This is a genomic window from Mesorhizobium sp. M0800 (genome assembly GCF_040320095.1).
GTDB lineage: Bacteria > Pseudomonadota > Alphaproteobacteria > Rhizobiales > Rhizobiaceae > Mesorhizobium.
On record NZ_JAMYOZ010000007.1, the window covers coordinates 97,904 to 115,369 of the forward strand.

The following is a 17,466-nucleotide window of genomic DNA, read 5'->3' on the forward strand; positions in this document are numbered from 1 at the left end:
GCTTGGCGACTAGGTTCCTTATCTGTTGGACGGGAGGGAAACGCATCGCCATCTCGTCGGTGCGCCCCGAGGACGAGATCGAGGTGGCGGAGGGTGATTCAGGAGTACGCCACTATTTATGATCCGACAAACCGCAAGCGAGCTGCAAATACGGTTGGCTAAACGACAGAAATCCAACACTGACTAATAGAAACCGTCACAACCTCGAAAGTTTTAACTTGTTGTCGATAATATCATCCAGAATAGCCCCGACCTGTGGGCCAGACAGACAATCTAAGAGTTTGTAACCTCCAACCGAATTGATCTCCATCATAAGCTTTCGGAAAATCGGTCGTTCGAAGAGGTGCTTTCCGCCTTCCAACGATAAAGCAAGCTTATGCAAGATGGCGCCAAAAAGCTCCGAACATTGAGACGTTGTCGGGCGTTCCACCAAATTAGCGCGCACATCGGACCGGAATAGGAAAGCCTGGAGCGCTCGCTCCCGTTCGACAGAGGTTATTCGGTCGCAAAGATGCGCCATCCACCAAAGGCGCGATCCGACATTGTCTCGTTCTACCTGTCGTTTGTCACGAGCGAAGAAATGCTTGGCGATATGTCTGACTGCAACCTTGTCGTCAGCCGGAATCGGCCAGCGCTGACGCGCATGTTCGAGCAGAGCGGTATGACTGAGGTAGGTCCAAAGACGTTCATCTCGCGCTTCATAAGGGCTCAACCCCTGGAGTGCACCATAGATGATGCCGCAGTTTTCGACTTCGAAGTATTTGCCATCGGTTGGCGCATGGAGAGCTGTCATCCTCGTTTCGTCGAACTCGACGCTATGTTCGAACCAGTATGCTGGATCGTAGCAAATTTCGCTGAAATCACCCATGCGATATGCAGCCAGATTTTGCGCAATACCATTGCGCAATTCTTCGAGCGCAACAGATCGAAGAAACCGCAATTTACTCATTCCCCTTCTCCCCGAAAAAGTAGCTGTCAAGAATGCTAATCGGGTGACGCATTAGTTGCTGCGCAATCCAAGCTTCATGATGCTTGTTTAGATCGATATTCTGCTCGATCATCCGTTGCCTAAAAATGTTCGCCCAACGGAAATCATCGTGGTCCTCTCCTTGCCTTAGAAGACTCAAACACTGCATTACCGCCCCGAAATAAACCGAGTTTATTAAAATCGCTCGATTTTCTTTGGTATTCCGAGCTGCGTCGATGCGCGCCTTGAGCGAAGGACTTACTGCGATCTGCACCTTCTCACCGTCCGCCCGAACCTGCCATTCATTGTCGGGGACCGAGTCACTCTTGACGAGCAGAAAACACGAGCTGATCGGCTTGAATGCATCACGATCGATGTAGATCGATTGTGGTTGGTCGAGCGCTAGCACGGCACCATTTGGAAACTCAAATGGGCCAGGTCCGAACTCTGCATTAATCCATGGGCAGTGAAAATCGTCAATGTTGGCGGAAGCGATAATGTAAGGATATACAAGCACCTCACCGCGTAACTCGCCGGCCGAGAAGGTTTCAGTAAAGGTCGGTTCTTTGCTGATCGAAGCTTTGCGGAAATAGGTATCTCGGCAGGCGAAAACCACTACATAATCCGCTTTGCCCTGATCAACGAGAGCCTTGATCTCAGCGACACTGAGCGCAAAATCGACCTCGGCAGTGACCGTCGCACTATCTGCAGATTGCTCAAAATCGACTGTTGCCTGAATATCGCTATCCCTATAGTCGTCGACACCGGGCCGAAGCACCGGATACGGAAATGCTCTTAGCAGGTCAAATTGCATTGGCGACCACTCTCAGCGTACCTTGAAATTCTTGGGTAAGCTCCACCTCGATAACGCAACGCGTACCAGCCTTAGCCACAATGCCTTCGATCCGGCCAGCGTTGACGGCCCCCTCACTTACAGTATGAACTGCCAGCGGGTAGTTTGTATCAGCGCCGGAATCCTGTAGCTCGATTGTGAATGTCCCGGATTCAGAAGGGGTAAAGGCAACGCGGCGGCGATTGGCAGACAACGGAACCGCCCGAACGTCGCGAAGCGGCAATCCTGAACTCTGGGTGCGCCGTTGCTGCGACGCTCCCCCGGCCGAACTGGGTTGATTGCCTCCCCCTCCCTCATTTTCGCCGCCTTCGCCACCGCCGTTGCCGCCCCCCTGACCGGGGCCATCACCATCGCCGTCGCCGCTTCCATCTCCGGCGCCATCTTCCTCATCGTCTACGCTTGCAGCACCACCGCCGAGTATTGCACCCCCGGCCTTTGGCTTGATTGCACGGGCTCTGATGACGATCGTACCGTTTGGATTCTCATCTTTTCGCTTGGCAACGCCCTCGTCGTCTTCATCCCCGAAGAATACCGCCAGTTCATCCAGGCTGGTCTCTTCGGCAACCGGGTCCTTCGCATGGCGCGTGAGCATCTTCCTCACCCATGCCGCAAGCTCGCGAAGAGCAGTACGGCCGTGCTGACGGCGATCTGGTGGGAGCCGATCAGGTTCGAACGCGTCATGGCGGGGCGGCTCCATCGCGCGAAGCATTTCCAACCCCTTTTCGGTCGGGCATTCAAGAACAGCCGCAAATTCTTTGAAATCTCCGAAACGGATAAGACCGGGTAGCGTCTCGGTGATGAGCATTCCGTTTCGCAAGACAGCCACTTTGCGTGGCAGATTCTCACCGACAAGTATGCGGAGCTCACATTCGCCCAAATGGTAGCTTTCAGACTTTTCTATGCTCACCTCGGTGCCGCCCTCCAAGGCACGAAGATAGCTTGCGACATTATCGAATTTTTCGGGCTCGCCGGCCTGGTCGCTAACCGACGTTTTAATAGCAACATCGGCGAGCAGATCACCAAGCGTCGTCGCGCTGATCGTCGCACCGCCTTCGATGCTCACTTCAAGTTCACCGCGACTGATAGAGCCAAAGAAATTTTCAACAATGTTGGCAGCGAGCACATTCTGCCAGCCTTTAGTTGGCGTGAAGCCGACGATGCTGAGCATCGTGCCCTGCTGGCCATCGAGCGAACCATTTTTATCCGCGAGTCTCAGCCAAACAGGAATCTCGTCGCTGAACCCTTCGACAGGCTGACACTGGTCACGCACGCCCCAGAAACCTGTACCTCGCCGCGTTTTGCCTCTGGCATCGAGATGCGACATCAGCACAGACTTACCTTGAACGTAGTGGTGAAGTTTGCCGTGCTTGTCAGCCCACACCGTGCTGACAAAGACCGTGCGGAGCTCAGAAACCGTAAACGGCGCAAATTTTCCAATCCCGAACGAACCAGTTGACGTTCCAACTTTTTTGCTCTGACCGGTAGCCTTCATCATCGCGAAAAAAGGTTTGCCGTTTACGCACGGGCCTTCAAGGCCAGTTGTGTTCGAGTCCCGGAGCTGTAGGACATAAAGGTCTTTGCCATTTACAAGTTTAGTAGCATCGGCAAAGAATTTAACTGCTTTCTCACTGTCTTCACCAAGCGCGGCCTGCGAACACCGAGCGACTGCTACCTTCAAATCGTCAATCCCGGGCAAGCTTTTGACCGGGACCTTGCGCACAGAGACTGCAATGCGCGCGGGTGAGCCAATTTTTGCATCAATCGTGTTCTGGGGCACCTCGCGACCGAGATGTTGTAAGCGGTTTCCGGTGAAATGCTCTATACCTGGATCATTAAAGCCGTCCCATTGATCTGAATTGTCGACCGGGAATTCGAATCCGATTTTGGCCATCTAGCCCCCCTCTTCTTCCAATCTGTCCCGGACCTTTTCAGCTAATAGGTGTGCTACCGGAACTGTTACTGCATTGCCGACTTGAACATAGCGTTTGGCACGCGGAACATCGTCAGGAAAAGCGAAATCGTCGGGGAATCCTTGAAGTCGCAGACATTCATATTCGGTCAGTTTCCGGAGACCGCGGCTGTTCATGATGAACGGAACATTGTGCCCGCCGAGGCCCATATTTGCAGTCAGCGTGGGACAGACCCCCGGCTCTTTGGCGCGTACTTCATATTTCCTTAATTGATACAGACATTCGCGGTCTGTAACACTACTGCTTATCATCTTAAAATATCGATTCTCATTCGGAAGATAGTACTCATCTTCCGCGTGTCCGTCGAAATCTATATATTTGCGCATGTTTTTTGGAGTTTGATCTCGCCCGGCTGGGAATTCGAAACGGCCGCTACGAAATGCGTCCATAGATAGTGCTACCATGAACAGCCGCGTCCGTTGTTGCGGCAGGGCGGTCAGCTCGTTGGCAGTCAGCTCACAGCTGTTTTCAGGCCGGAACCAATAACCCGCCTTGCGGATCGCACGCTGAAGTTCGAGAAACCAGGCGCCACCCTCGCCGTAACGAAGGAACGGCGCATTCTCGAGCACCAAAACCTTTGGCTTGCCGGCGCCGAATTCACTGATAAGACGGATAATCTCGTAGAACAGTTGCCCTCGGGGATCTTCAAAGCCGCGACGCTCGCCAGCCTGTGAGAAGCTTTGACACGGGAAGCCGGCGTGAAGCACATCCACCGGTTCAAGACGGTCGCCCTCGACGCTAACTTCGGTAACGCTCTTGGTGAGAAGGCGAACATCGGGAAGATTTTGTCGATAGGTCGCAGCCGCATGCTCGTTCAACTCAACTGCCCACGCAGTGCTGAAGCCCGCCTTCTCAAAGCCTAAACAGAAACCGCCGATGCCCGAAAACAGAGCGCCGCACTTCATTTCTGCCGAGTCCCGAACCGGATGGGCCGACCGGCGAAACCCGGCAGGTTATTCAACACTTGTGATTTCTCTGGAGGCAAGTTCACTCGTTCACTCCGACCGTTCACCTAGGCCGGACTTATTCTGATTCGTGCAGAAGCCCCAGCTGGGATGAAAGAGCCCATATGTGCACGACCTTTCGATCGGACCAATCTACCCTAGCAGCTCTTGTAGGTCCCTGCAGCAGGAAAGCCACCGCATAGCGTTGTCGATTGAAGGGGCGGCGGGGTGTTGAAAAAATGCCACAGTAGCTGACGCACAAGCTCTAAATCGCGGGTCTGACATTCCCAGATTTCGAGCACTCGCCATCCATTGGCTTCGAGTGCCGTCCGAACTTCAGCATCACGCTCTGCGTTGCGCGCAAGCTTGGGAAGCCAGTAATCTTGACGAGTAGCAGGCAGGCAAGCGTAACGGCAACCTGGATGTTGATGCCAGAAGCAGCCGTGCACGAAGACAGCTTTTCGATGGCGGGGGAAGACCAGGTCCGGCGTGCCCGGAAGATCTTTGCGGTGCAAACGAAAGCGGAACCCGAGGGCATGTGCGATCCGACGCACGCGTTGTTCGGGTGCCGTTCCGACGGCCCGAATCCTCCTCATATTGTGGCTGCGCTGCTCTTGAGTATGTCTGTCTGTCATAGAGACACTAAGATGATGGCTAGGAGACCAGGCGCAATCAAAACCCGCCTGGCAACAGAGTCAATTTCCCCGTGTTTTCAAACGTACGTGCTAGATGGCACCAGACGTCTCGAAGGGCTTACACCGTGATCCGGTTTGATTGCCGCCGGCTGTTCGATTCAGTGCACCAAGCATCAAGCTTCCACCACCAGCAAAACCCCGCCCCTCACCGCCCACAGCCTTGCTCCGCTTAGCCTTGGCAGCGCCAATCCTCCGCCTCCCACCTCCCTCTCCACCGCGCGCTTCAGTTCGTCCTTGATATCGGCCGTCTCGGCCAGCAAGGCATCTACCTTCAACAAGTCGAGCAGGCTGTGTTTCGACCCTCCAGATGCGTTCGGGCGGCACTGTTTCAGTGTTGGCGATGATCTCATCAATCGGCGCCGAGCATCAAGTCGACGGAGGTCGACGCTAGTGTCTGAGATAGACTAAGACACTAGAGCGCCGCGCTTGATTTCCTCGCCGACACCGTCACCTATGGGCTGAGCCTCGCGGTCATCGGTGCGAGCCTGAGGACACGCGCAACGGCTGCGCTGTTCAAGGGTCTGTCGCTCAGCCTGATGGCGCTCTGGGTTTTCGGCTCGACCGTCTATCAGACGCTGATCCTCGGCGTACCCAGCGCGGAAGTCATGGGCATCATCGGCTTTCTGGCCCTTGCCGCCAATCTCGCTTCCGTTGGTTTTCTGATGCCCTACAAGGATGGTGACGCGAATGTCCGCTCGGTTTGGCTGCTCGCGCAACGACGCCATCGGCAACATGGTGGTGATGGCCGCGGATCTCGGCGTTTGGAGTACGTCGAGCGCATGGCCGGATCTGGCGGTCGCCGCACTTATGGCCGGTATCTTTCTAACCTCATCGGTGCAAATCCTGCGGCAGGCCTGGAGCGAATACCGCGAAGGCGCACACGACCGAACGACTGTGCCTGCCGAGTAATCTGTCAGTTATGTGAGCAAGAGCGGATGTCCAAAATACCCGCCTCGCTGTCTGCATCAGGTCAAATTTTCCGGTGCTCGAAAAGGAAGGTTGCGCCATAAGCAGCCGCCGGAGATTACCCCGTCGTCGGCGCCACGGTGAGCTCCGAATCAACGGCCTTATCGCTAGAGCGTAGTTTGTTCTACTTCTTTAACGTGTATGTCAAAGAAGAGTTCGTAGTGTCCTTCTGGCCCGCCATTTATATCAATCTTAGCATTGAATGGGTTGCCCTGGAACGTTCCCAGCGGAGGCGGAGTTTTAGCCTGTTCTGGTCTGGTGAACGCGAGCGCGACGCCCTGGCCGATCCAGTCGTCACCGAGGCCAAGCACAGAAACGACTCCGACCGCCAATAGCGCTCCCAATGGTCCAGCAAGAAGTCCTACGGCTCCTGCGGTAGCGGCAGGCCCGATCCCGGGTCCGTCCGCCGCATCAGCACCTGACCCTGATGCGATGGACTGCGCCGCCTGCGCCAATTCTACCATCTGCTCTTGAATTGCTCTCGCGGTCTCGTCCGGATCGCCATGATCGTGCTCGTATGCTTCCACCCTAATCGACAGAGGGTTGGGGGCGTTGCCATTGACTAGGAAAGCGCCAACACCAGTCTCCCTTCCAGTTTCAGTATTTTCGAAGGGGCCGAATTTTTTCGTTAGTGGCACACCGTTGCCGGTGTCAACCGCAATCACGAAGTAAGGTTCGTCAGTGCCCGATAGTCCATCATGCTCCGATTCACGGATGCATCTAAAGCCAAGGAAGGTAACCCGAGACTCTTGTGTCTTGAGAGCCTGAGTTATTACCCCAATTGAATCGCGGGCGTTCAATGTAGCTTCAATTTGACCGCCACGATACTGCCTAGTTGCCTTATAACTCGAAACCCGCACCTCAGATGTCGGATAACCAAGCGGCCCGAGTCGACCACCCGTGCGCAGGTAGTGCTGATGTATCAGATCAATGGCGCGATCAGGCTCGAGTTCCGGCGGCGGAACCGGCTTCTTGAGCCGCACTTCGAAGGGGAGAGTGAAGTCCATATCGGAGAACCACTTGACCCAGAGGGTCTCGGTGTATTGGCCCGGGTCCATTAACCTGCGCGCGTGGAGCGTCAGGGACGTCGTGACGCTACTACCGTCGGTGACTTTGAGTGATTGCGGCGGGACGACGACGTGGAGCGCATCAGCGCTGAGGGTGAGTTCGACGTCAAAGGGCCAAGAGGGAGTCACGCGAACCGAGAACGGTACGCTCTCGCCGACCGTGACCTCGATCGGCGTATCGAGGACCTCCACCATAATACTGCCGATGATGAACTGGATTGGTACCTCGACGCGCGAGTCGGCCGAAGCTTCGATGACCAGTGTTGCTGAATGACAGGTGTGCGGCGAGTTGGCAGGCGCCATAAACCGAATACCTCCAGAAATATCGGCGCCCGCCTCTACCACAAGCGGCTCTCCCTCGCCAGCACTCGCGAGTCTCTGCAATTCGTAGTGACCACTGGGGTCTGAGCCGTCGCCTCCAGTCGGAGGCCCATCGTCCCAAGGGTCCGTATATGGAGAAGGTATGTACACTTTCTTGCTTGCGTAGAAGTCATCGACCCGGATAAGGGAGTCGCCGCCGGAGATTCTTGCGGTTAACGTTACTTGACCTGGGAACGCGCCTAAATAGAATGTCTTATTTGCTGTTTCGCCCGGCTTAGCCGCAACTCGAATGCTTGTCGGCAGAACCATAGTTGGATCCCCCTCGCCTCTTTTGCCGTTGGATTTTACTCAGCCTGAAATGCCGTTCAACTCAACTTATAGATGATGGCATGCGGTGAAGCTAGTAGTGTCGATGCTAAGGACGGGTTTGGGTCCAACTTGCGCCGTAGCGCGAGCAAATCCGGGTGACCGCTTCGGGTCAAAAGCGGCCATCGTGGACAAACAAGCACCGGCCGTCCACATTGCTTCCGCTTGCCCTCGCGCTTCTGCTGCCGGTTTGAGTTGGCGCAAAGCCTCAGATCGTCGAAGGTCGACGCTCGTGTCTGACGTCGCCTTAAAACAACAATGCGCTGCTCTATTTTGTTTTTCACGGCGCGGTTCTCGGAAGCCCCGCTCGGCCCGTCCCTCCGCCAAAAGGAGCCCCGCCATGAGAAAACTCATCGTCACCGAATTCATCAGCGTCGACGGCATTGCCGAGGTCGAGAAGCTGCCCAGCGTTGCCTGGAACGATGAGATGCAGAAATTCAAGGACGACGAGCTTGCCGACAGCGGCGCCATGCTTTTGGGGCGCACGACCTATGAGATATTTGCCGGCTCATGGCCCAAGGAGACCGGAGAGTTCGCCGACCGGTTCAACGCGCTGCTGAATATATCGCCTCGACGAGCTTGACGCCGCGCGGATCCCTCCCGCCATTGATGCGATCGAGTTCGCAGCCACCTGGCGGAAGGTTCTGATCCGCCATTTCTTGCTGCTGCGGTAGAAGACGTCTTGATTCAGCCACAAGCCCAAATTGCTGGATTTGGCAGCCCAGGAAGGATAGGCTTGGTTTTTGGTTCAAGCGATGGAACAGAGACTAGCCGCAATTCTGGCTGCCGATATGGCGGGCTACAGTCGGCTAATGGAGGCCGACGAATCCGGCACGCTCGCACGCCTTCGGACCCATCGCATAGAACTGGTCGATCCCGCCATCGCGAAGAACAAGGGCCGGATCATCAAGACCACCGGAGACGGCATGCTCGTTGAGTTCCAGAGCGTGACCGATGCCGTCAAATGCGCCGTGGAAATCCAACAGCGCATGAAACGGCGCAATTCGGATGTGCCGCAAGAACGGCGTATCGAATTCAGGATCGGCATAAATCTCGGCGATATCATTTTCGACGACGAGGACATTTTCGGCGACGGCGTCAATATTGCCTCGCGCATCGAGCAACTCGCCGACGTCGGCGGTATCTGCGTGACCGCAGCGGTGGCGACCCAAATTGCCGACCGTCTCGAAATTGCCATGGAGGACCTGGGCGAGAAGACGTTGAAGAACATCAGCCGCCCGGTTCGCCTCTATCGCGTCGGGTTTGACAGTCCTGCCCTGCCGGAAGTCGAGGCAAAGCGATCCATCTCGAAACCTTCGATAGTGGTGCTGCCGTTCACCAACATGAGCGGCGACCCTGAGCAGGAATTTTTCGCGGACGGACTGACCGAGGACATCATCACCGAACTGTCCCGCCACCATGAGCTGTTCGTCATCTCGCGCAATTCCAGCTTCGTCTACAAGAACCGCGCCGTGAATGTGCGCGAGGTGGCCGAGAAACTCACCGTCCAATACCTGGTGGAGGGAAGCGTCCGCAAGATCGGCGACAGGGTGCGCGTGACGGTTCAGCTCATCGACACGGCGAACGACGCTCATATTTGGGCAGACAAGTATGACCGGAAGCTGGACGACATATTCGCGATTCAGGATGAGGTGACCGCGGCGATCGCAGCCACGCTGCCCGGTCGTGTCGAGGCGGCTCAGCGGGACCAGCTCGCGCGGGCGAAACCCGCAAACATGGCCGCGTATGAATGTGTGCTTGCTGCCAAGGTGCTGCATCACCGAAGCACGATTGCGGATAATGAACGCGCGCAAACCTTGATAGAAAGGGCCGTCACGCTCGACCCCGATTATGCCCATGCCCATGCCTGGCGGGCCTGCATTCTTGGCCAGGCCTGGGTCCATAACTGGTGCGAAGACAGGGATGCCGTCTGGAACCACATCATGGCAGCGCTGGACAGGGCGCTGGCGCTGGACAACAACGATGCCGATGTCCATCGCATCCTCGCGGCAGTGAACGTGAACAACAATGAGCTGACCACTGCGCGCTACCATCAAGAGCGGGCGCTGGCCCTCAATCCCAATTACGACCTCGTGGTGGTGCAGCAAGGCGAGTTATTGACGTGGCTCGGGAGGCCGGAAGAGGGAATTGAATGGATCCGCAAGGCGATGCAGTTGAACCCGCACCACCCGGAGAGGTTCTGGAGCCATCTGGGAAAGGCGCATTTCGCCGCGCGCCAGTATGGCGAGGCGATCGAAGCTTTCATGCATCTGTCAACCATGGACTCGGCTCAGCACGCTTTCGCCGCTGCCTGCTACGGCTGGCTCGGCGACGAAATCGCGGCCGCGGCGCATCTAGGCAAGATCGGAACGCTCGATCCCCAATTCGACCTCGATTCATTTATCGCCACCCTGCATTTTGCCCAGGAGTCTGATGTGCAGCACGTCCGCGAAGGACTGCTGAAAGCCGGTATTGCCCACCTGTAGCCAGCCCGTGACTACGACCCAGATCCAATCGGCAAAAAAGACCGGCCTCCGATGCGGACCTTGTGGCATGACCGAACGATGGGCAGGTCGGAGAAGCTTTTCCCACGGTATCGGTCTTTGGAAGCGAACAGGGAAAACCCTCCCCCTGAAAAAGCGCCGCGCTAGTTGACTGCGCATGTCGCATAAGGCCCGCGCCATTCGGCCCTGACAGAAAGGAACCCGCCATGAGAAAACTCATCATCTCCGAATTCATCAGCGTCGATGGCATTGCCGAGGTCGAGAAGCTGCCGAGCGTGGCCTGGAACGATGAGATGCAAAAGTTCAAGGACGACGAGCTTGCCGACAGTGGCGCCATGCTGTTGGGGCGCACGACCTATGAGATCTTTGCCGGCTCGTGGCCCAAGGAGACCGGAGACTTCGCCGACCGGTTCAACGCGCTGCCGAAATATGTCGCCTCGACCAGCTTGCAGGCGCTCGACTGGCAGCCGGCCGAGCTGCTGCAGGGCGCATTGCCGGACGCCGTCAGAGGGCTGAAGCAAGGCAGCGGCGGCAACATCTATGTGCATGGCAGCCTCAGCGTCGCGCAGGAATTGCTGCGCCACGGCCTGGTCGACCGCATCAGGCTGCTCAGCTACCCCGGTGCCGTCGGCCAGGGCAAGCTGCTGTTCCCGCCCGGCGCGCAATTGCCGCTCGAGCTGATTTCGGCCACGCAATTCAGCAACGGCGTGGTGGCGCTGGAGTATGCGGCTGGGATGGGCAAGCCGTGATGACGGCCAATCTCCCCCCTTGAGGGGGAGATGCCCGGCAGGGCAGAGGGGGCGTCTCGCGTAATGCGCCAACCCCCACCGACGCAAGAGGCAGGCCGCGCTCGGTCGAACCGACCCCCTCTGGCCTGCCGGCCGTCTCCCCCTCAAGGGGGAGATCGCAGCTTCGCCCATCAGCGCCCCCGCCCGCCTGCCTCCAGCTTCTGCTCGGCCGCGATCAGCATCTCGACAAACCTCGTCACCTTGGGCGGGCGGAAGCGGGCGGCGGGGTAGACTGTGTAGATGCCGCCGGAGGGCAGCCGCCACTCGGGCAGGATCTGCACCAGCCGCCCGGCGGCCAGTTCGTCCCGCACCAAAAAGTCCGGCAGCACCGACAGGCCGGCGCCGGCGCGGACCGCTGCCAGGACTGCCGGCGTTGCGTCGATCGAAATCGTTGCCTGCATGCGCACGGCCTGCTGCTCGTCATCGCCGCGCGAAAATTGCCATAGCAGCGGTTCGCGCAGCGCCATGTTGGCGACGAAGGGCAGCCCGGCGAGGTCTTGCGGTTCGCCGGCGGTGAACCGGCCTGCAAAGCCGGCGCCGCATACCATGAATTGTTGGAAGGTGCCGATGCGCCGGGCCTGCAGGCTGGAATCGGCCAGCCAGCCGACGCGGATGGCCACGTCGATGTGGCCGGAAACCAGGTCGATCGTCTCGTCGCCCAGCGTCAGCTCCACCCGGCAGGCGGGATAGCGCGCGCTGAAGGCGGCGACCACCGGCACCACCGCCGATGTGCCGTAGTCGTTGGACGCGGCGATGCGCAGCGTGCCAGTCGGCTCGGCGGCGGCCTACGCGAGCTCGTCGAATGCATCCTCGGCCTGCTGCAGGACCTGCAGGCAGCGGGCATGGAACGTTCGGCCGGCCTCGGTCGGATGGACGCGCCGCGTCGTGCGGATCAGCAGCGTCGTTCCGACATCGCGCTCCAGCCGCGCCACCTGCTGGCTGACCACCGCCTTGGTGATGCCCAGCCGCTCGGCGGCCCGCGTGAACGAGCCGGCGTCGACCACCGCCGCGAAATAGGCCAGCCGGTTCAGGTTCATGCTTCGCTCATGGCGGAGGCAGTCTCATTGTCAGGCAATGGCATACATTACGTCTATTTTGTCGGCCTTCAATACGCATTCCGCTTTTGCCATCTTGCGGGCATCGAGGCCGCCGCCGAGTTCCGCATTCCAGGAGACATCCATGTTCACACGGAGAAGCATCATGAAAACCACCCTCGCCGCCGGCGCTGCCGCGGTCTTTGCTCCCGCCGGGCTTGGCCATGCGGCAGGCGGGCTTTCCTGGAAACATTTCCCCGCCGGGCAAAACGGCTTCTTTCGCGCCCCGGTGCTGGTCTCCGGCGCCGCCGAAGCCGTGCTGATCGATGGCGGTTTCACTTACCCCGACGGCCGGGCCGTGGCCGAGGCGATCAAGGCGACCGGCAAGACGCTCACCACCATCTATGTCAGCCAGTCCGACCCGGACTATTATTTCGGCCTCAAGCCGATCAAGCAGGCGTTCCCGCAGGCACGGGTGATCGCCGCAGCCGAGACGGTGGCCGCCATCAACGGCAATGTCGAAAAGAAGCTCGCCGTCTGGGGGCCGCAGCTCAAGGAGAATGGCCCGCAGGCGCTGGCCGACGTCGTCATCCCCGAAGCATTCGACGGCAAGACGCTCAGCGTCGATGGCGAGACCATCGAGATCGTCGCCGCGGAAGGCCTCGCCAACCGGCGCTATCTCTTCGTGCCGTCGCTGAATGCGGTGTTCGGCGGGGTGATGATCTTTGCCGGCGTGCATGTCTGGACCGCCGACACGCCGACCAGGGAACTGCGCGCCGCCTGGCTCGCCAATCTCGAAAAGATCGCGGCGCGCAAGCCGGCAATCGTCGTGCCCGGGCACATGACGCCTGAGGCCGCTACGGACCTTTCAGGCGTCGAGCACACCAAGACCTATCTCATCGCCTTCGAGGAAGAACTGGCCAAGGCCAAGGACGCGGCCGCACTGAAGAGCGCCATGGAAGCCCGCTTCCCCGGCCTCGGCATGGGCGTCGCGCTCGACATCGGCTCCAAGGTTGCCACCGGCGAGATGAAGTGGGGCTGAGATGGCCGCCAATCGCGAGCTGATCCGCGCCACTTACGAAGGATACGCTCATGGTCCAGCGGGCGCTGACGCCGGACGCTTGATTACGGTCATCCGCCGAGACGGTTGGTGCGCTTGCTGGCTTCGGCTTTGGCGCGGGCCTCGACCGCCTTTTCGATCTCGCGCTTCAGCTCGTCCTTGATCGCCACCGTCTCTGCCATCAGCGCCTCGACCTTCATGAAATCGAGCACCCGGTATTTCGAGACGGCCGGCCGGATCAGAATGTCGGGCCGGCTCTGGTTCAGCTTGCTGGCGATGATCGACTGCATCATCAGCTGCGTGGCGCCGAACATCAGGTCGACGGAGGTCGGGAATTTGCGGCCCGCCTCGGTCGGCGCGCCGACCACGTCGACAGCGATGATGATGTCGGCGTCGAGCTCGATCAGGTCGAACGGCACGGGATTGTAGATGCCGCCGTCGATCAGCAGCCTGCCGTCGCGCATCACCGGGCGGAACACCGCCGGGATCGCTGCCGAAGCGGCCAGCGCCGAATGCAGCTCGCCTTCGTCGAACACGGCGAGCTGGTGGCCATAAAAGTCCGTTGCCGTCACCTTCAGCGGTATCTTCAATTCGGCGAAGGTTTCGGGAATGGCGTCGGGCAGGAACGCCTTGAGGATGCGCTCGACATTGAACTGGCTGACCCGCAAGCCGCCCTGCAACGCTTCGGCAAAAGTGCCGGGCCGCGCCCGCCACATGCGCGTCGCCACTTCGGCGCGGCGGCCGAGGATCGAGCGCGTATAGTCGTGGATGTCCTTGCCGGTCATGCCCGAGGCCATGCCGGCGCCCATGATGGCGCCGATCGACGAGCCGGCGATTGCTGCCGGCCTTATGCCCAGCTCGTCCAGCGCCTCGATGACATGGATATGCGCCAGCCCACGCGCGCCGCCGCCGCCAAAGGCAATGCCGAAGCTAGGGCTCATCCCTTGTTGGCCGCGCCGAGCTTCGGCCCGACCACCATGACGGCCGGCTCGGCGGACAGCAGCTTTTTCGCCACCGCTTTCACCTGGTCCAGCGTCACCGCGTTTATCAGGGCGGCGCGGCGCTGCATGTAGTCGATGCCGAGCTTGCCGAGCTGGATCTCGAGCAGCGTTGAGGCGATCGCGCCGGAGGAATTCAGATTGTTGATGGCATAGGCGCCGATCATGTATTTCTTGGTCGCCGCCAGCTCGGCTTCGGTCGGCCCCTCATCGGCCATGCGCTTGACCACGTCGCGCACCACGGCCAGCGTCTCGGCCGCCCTATCGGCGCGGGTCGAGGTGGTGATGGACAGCGCCTCGGAATGCTGGTGGTCGACGAGGTCGGAGCTGACGCTGTAGGCCAGGCCGCGCTTCTCGCGCACCTCGTCGAACAGCCGCGAGGTGAAGGTGCCGCCGCCGAGGATCTCGTTCATCAGCACGGCGGCGAAGAAATCCGGCGCATTCCGCTTCACGCCGGGATAGGCGAGTTGCAGCGAGGCCTGCGGCTGGTCGTAAACGACCTCGAGCTGCTGGCCGAGCTTCAGGTCGATGTCGGGAACGGGCGTGAGCGCCTGCTTTTCCGGCAGGCTGCCGAACACTAGGTCGAGCTTCTGCTTCAGCGTCTCGGCGTCGATGGCGCCGACCACTGCGATATGCAGGCCGTCACGGGCGAAATTCGCCTTGTGGAAGGCGCTGAGATCGGCAGGCGTGATCGTCGCGATGCTTTCCCTGGTGCCCTGGTCGGGCCGCGCATAGGGATGCCTGCCGTAGATCGCGTCCAGCCATTTGCGTTGGGCGAGCGTATCGGGATCGCGCTCGTTGGCGATGATGCCGGACAGGATTTGCGAGCGGATGCGGTCGATCGGCGCCTGGTCGAAGCGCGGCTGGTTGATCGCCACGCGCAACAGGTCGAAGGCGCCGTCGCGCTGCTCGGCCAGCATGCGCATCGAGCCGTAGATGCCGTCGCGCTGCGCATCGAAGCTCATCTCGGCGCCGACATCGTCAAGCTTGATCTGGAAGGCCTCGCTGTCGAGGTTGCCGGCACCTTCGTCGAACAGGCCGCTCATCAGATTGGCAAGCCCTTCCTTGCCGGGCGGATCCTGCGTCGCGCCGCCATCGAAGACGAAGCGGATGGCGACGATCGGCACCGAATAATCCTCCACCAGCCAGGCGGTGATGCCCTTCGACGAGGTCACCTCCTGGATATTCACGGCGGCGCGAGCGGAAAGCGCCGGCAGGAGGAGGAAGACGAGGGAGAGGAACAGGGTTGCTAGAGGAGGGCGGGCGTGCTGGCGCTTCCCTTCTCCCCTTGTGGGAGAAGGTGGATCGGCGCGAAGCGCCGAGACGGTTGAGGGGTGTTGGACGGAGTGCCGTTGGTGCCAAGCTGGAACACCCCTCATCCGACCGAGCTTCGCTCGGCCACCTTCTCCCACAAGGGGAGAAGGGGAGGAGCCCACGAGGGGAGAAGGCAGAGCGGGACCATGCTGGCTCATCATCAAATCAATTCCCAGCTTGAGTTTGCGGCAGAAGATAGCCGGTCGTTGCGTGGTCGAGATTGAGATAGCGGGCAGCGACCGCCTTGACCTGGTCGGCGGTGACCTTGCGGATGCGGTCCGGCCATTGCTGGACGTTCTGGACGTTACCGCCAGTGGCGAGCGTCGAGCCGTAGATGTTGGCCATGTCCTCCTGTTTGTCGCGGGCAAAGATCATCGAGCGTACGAAACGGTCCTTGGATTTTTCCAGCTCGTCGCTGGTGACGCCGTCCTTCGCGATGCGGGCGATCTCGGCGTCGACCGCGGCCTCGATGTCGGCAAGCTTGGCATCGCCGCGCGGCGCGCCGTAGACGGTGAAATTGGTGTCGTCGAGCATGGTGCCCTGGAAGAAGGCGCCGGCCTCGGCGGCGATGCCTTGCCTGACGACAAGCTCCTGGTAGAGCCGGCTGCGGTTGCCGCCGCCGAGGATTTCGGACAGCACGTCGAGCGCTTCGGCTTCGCCGGGCTTTGCCGTGTGATAGGACGGAACCACCCATTGCGTGGTAAAGCTCGGCACGCTGACGCGCCCGTCGGTCAGCGTCACCGTGCGCCTGGTGTTCTGCTCGGGCTCGACGGGGCGGATGCGCGGCGGCAGGTCCGGGCCGCGCGCGATCTTGCCATAGGTCTTTTCGGCCAGCGCCTTGACCGTTTCCGGCTCGACATCGCCGGCCACCACCAGCACGGCGTTATTGGGTGTATAATATTTGTTGTAGAAGGCCATCGCGTCGGTGCGGTTCAGCTTCTCCATCTCCTGCATCCAGCCGATGACCGGAATGCGGTACGGCTGGTTCTGCCACAGCGTGGCGTCGATCTCCTCGTCGAGCACCGCCTGCGGATTGCTATCGATGCGCGAGCGGCGCTCCTCGAGGATGACGTCGCGCTCGGTTTTGATGACGTCGTCGTTGAGGATGAGATTGCGCATGCGGTCGGCCTCGAAGCCCATCATCTCACCGAGCGCCTGAGGCACCACCGTCTCGTGAAAGGCGGTGTAGTCGTAGGAGGTGAAGGCGTTGTCCGAGCCGCCGATGGCGGCGACGGCACGGTCGAGCTCGCCCGTCGCATGGTTGCTGGTCGCCTTGAACATCAGATGCTCGAAGAAATGGGCAATGCCGGACTTGCCCGGCGGCTCGTCGGCGCTGCCGATCTTGTACCAGACCATATGGGTGACGATGGGGGCGCGGTGATCGGGGATGACGACGACCTCCATGCCGTTGTCGAGCAGGAAATCGGTCACCACGCCATCGTCAGGATTGTTATCCGCCAGAGCCGGCGCGGCCATCACCAGAGCCAGTCCCAAGAGCGTTCCGCGCAGCCATTCAGCCTGAAATGTCATAGATGGCTCCGGTTTGTAGTGGGACGATAGGCGGGGTTGCTGGTCGAGGCAAAGCGAATTGTTCGTCATTTTGAAGGCGCCATCGTGGA

At 59.6% G+C, this 17,466-nt stretch carries 14 protein-coding genes and 2 pseudogenes; 5 read left to right on the top strand and 11 right to left on the bottom strand.

All coding sequences use genetic code 11. The features are described 5' to 3' along the window. Positions 1-196: 196 nt before the first annotated feature. The 5 genes from NKI18_RS11785 to NKI18_RS11805 all read right to left on the bottom strand — a co-directional run bounded on the left by NKI18_RS11785 (position 197) and on the right by NKI18_RS11805 (position 5,369). Positions 197-949, bottom strand: coding sequence for a DUF6339 family protein (locus tag NKI18_RS11785; RefSeq protein WP_353019763.1), 753 nt, complete (start codon positions 947-949; stop codon positions 197-199). Beyond that, positions 942-1,781 carry a hypothetical protein gene (locus NKI18_RS11790; protein ID WP_352616898.1) on the bottom strand — a complete coding sequence of 280 codons (840 nt, stop codon included), beginning with the start codon at positions 1,779-1,781 and terminating at the stop codon, positions 942-944. Before NKI18_RS11790 ends, NKI18_RS11785 begins: the two co-directional genes overlap by 8 nt. After that, positions 1,771-3,711: a hypothetical protein gene (locus tag NKI18_RS11795; RefSeq protein WP_352616895.1), complete on the bottom strand. Its 1,941-nt coding sequence runs from the start codon at positions 3,709-3,711 to the stop codon at positions 1,771-1,773. Before NKI18_RS11795 ends, NKI18_RS11790 begins: the two co-directional genes overlap by 11 nt. Beyond that, positions 3,712-4,695 (bottom strand): DNA cytosine methyltransferase, encoded by a 984-nt coding sequence (locus tag NKI18_RS11800; RefSeq protein WP_352616893.1) that lies wholly within the window; start codon positions 4,693-4,695, stop codon positions 3,712-3,714. It abuts the gene before it with no gap. 197 nt (positions 4,696-4,892) lie between these two features. Continuing rightward, positions 4,893-5,369, bottom strand: coding sequence for a very short patch repair endonuclease (locus NKI18_RS11805; RefSeq protein ID WP_352616890.1), 477 nt, complete (start codon positions 5,367-5,369; stop codon positions 4,893-4,895). Between the two features lie 482 nt (positions 5,370-5,851). Between NKI18_RS11805 and NKI18_RS11810 the strand changes: the two are divergent. Then, positions 5,852-6,338 (top strand): annotated as a pseudogene (locus NKI18_RS11810) (cation efflux transmembrane domain-containing protein); the annotation flags it as partial. Between the two features lie 164 nt (positions 6,339-6,502). On the opposite strand, the gene NKI18_RS11815 reads toward NKI18_RS11810, so the two are convergent. Continuing rightward, positions 6,503-7,807, bottom strand: a complete 1,305-nt coding sequence (locus NKI18_RS11815; protein WP_352616885.1) for a COG1470 family protein — start codon at positions 7,805-7,807, stop codon at positions 6,503-6,505. Positions 7,808-8,489: 682 nt separating this feature from the next. On the opposite strand from NKI18_RS11815, the gene NKI18_RS11820 reads away from it, so the two are divergent. The 3 genes from NKI18_RS11820 to NKI18_RS11830 all read left to right on the top strand — a co-directional run bounded on the left by NKI18_RS11820 (position 8,490) and on the right by NKI18_RS11830 (position 11,402). Beyond that, positions 8,490-8,732 carry a dihydrofolate reductase family protein gene (locus NKI18_RS11820; protein ID WP_352616884.1) on the top strand — a complete coding sequence of 81 codons (243 nt, stop codon included), beginning with the start codon at positions 8,490-8,492 and terminating at the stop codon, positions 8,730-8,732. 172 nt (positions 8,733-8,904) lie between these two features. Continuing rightward, complete coding sequence (locus NKI18_RS11825) at positions 8,905-10,635, top strand: adenylate/guanylate cyclase domain-containing protein (RefSeq protein WP_352616881.1); 1,731 nt, start codon at positions 8,905-8,907, stop codon at positions 10,633-10,635. 224 nt (positions 10,636-10,859) lie between these two features. Then, complete coding sequence (locus NKI18_RS11830; RefSeq protein ID WP_352616879.1) at positions 10,860-11,402, top strand: dihydrofolate reductase family protein; 543 nt, start codon at positions 10,860-10,862, stop codon at positions 11,400-11,402. 170 nt (positions 11,403-11,572) lie between these two features. Here NKI18_RS11830 and NKI18_RS11835 read toward each other — a convergent pair. Beyond that, a pseudogene (locus NKI18_RS11835) lies at positions 11,573-12,478 on the bottom strand (LysR family transcriptional regulator). A 30-nt stretch (positions 12,479-12,508) separates the two neighbouring features. Further along, positions 12,509-12,643: a hypothetical protein gene (locus tag NKI18_RS11840; RefSeq protein ID WP_352617027.1), complete on the bottom strand. Its 135-nt coding sequence runs from the start codon at positions 12,641-12,643 to the stop codon at positions 12,509-12,511. On the opposite strand from NKI18_RS11840, the gene NKI18_RS11845 reads away from it, so the two are divergent. Further along, on the top strand, positions 12,621-13,517 hold the full coding sequence (locus tag NKI18_RS11845; protein WP_352474998.1) for an MBL fold metallo-hydrolase: 897 nt from the start codon (positions 12,621-12,623) through the stop codon (positions 13,515-13,517). The genes NKI18_RS11840 and NKI18_RS11845 overlap by 23 nt on opposite strands. 89 nt (positions 13,518-13,606) lie before the next feature. Here the strand turns inward: NKI18_RS11845 and NKI18_RS11850 are convergent, their stop codons facing one another. The 3 genes from NKI18_RS11850 to NKI18_RS11860 form a co-directional block, all read right to left on the bottom strand. Then, positions 13,607-14,476, bottom strand: coding sequence for a patatin-like phospholipase family protein (locus tag NKI18_RS11850; protein ID WP_352569779.1), 870 nt, complete (start codon positions 14,474-14,476; stop codon positions 13,607-13,609). Next, positions 14,473-15,723 (bottom strand): M16 family metallopeptidase, encoded by a 1,251-nt coding sequence (locus NKI18_RS11855; RefSeq protein WP_502900688.1) that lies wholly within the window; start codon positions 15,721-15,723, stop codon positions 14,473-14,475. The genes NKI18_RS11850 and NKI18_RS11855 overlap by 4 nt, the downstream gene beginning before the upstream one ends. 289 nt (positions 15,724-16,012) lie before the next feature. After that, positions 16,013-17,377: a M16 family metallopeptidase gene (locus NKI18_RS11860; protein WP_352616874.1), complete on the bottom strand. Its 1,365-nt coding sequence runs from the start codon at positions 17,375-17,377 to the stop codon at positions 16,013-16,015. Positions 17,378-17,466: the final 89 nt, after the last annotated feature.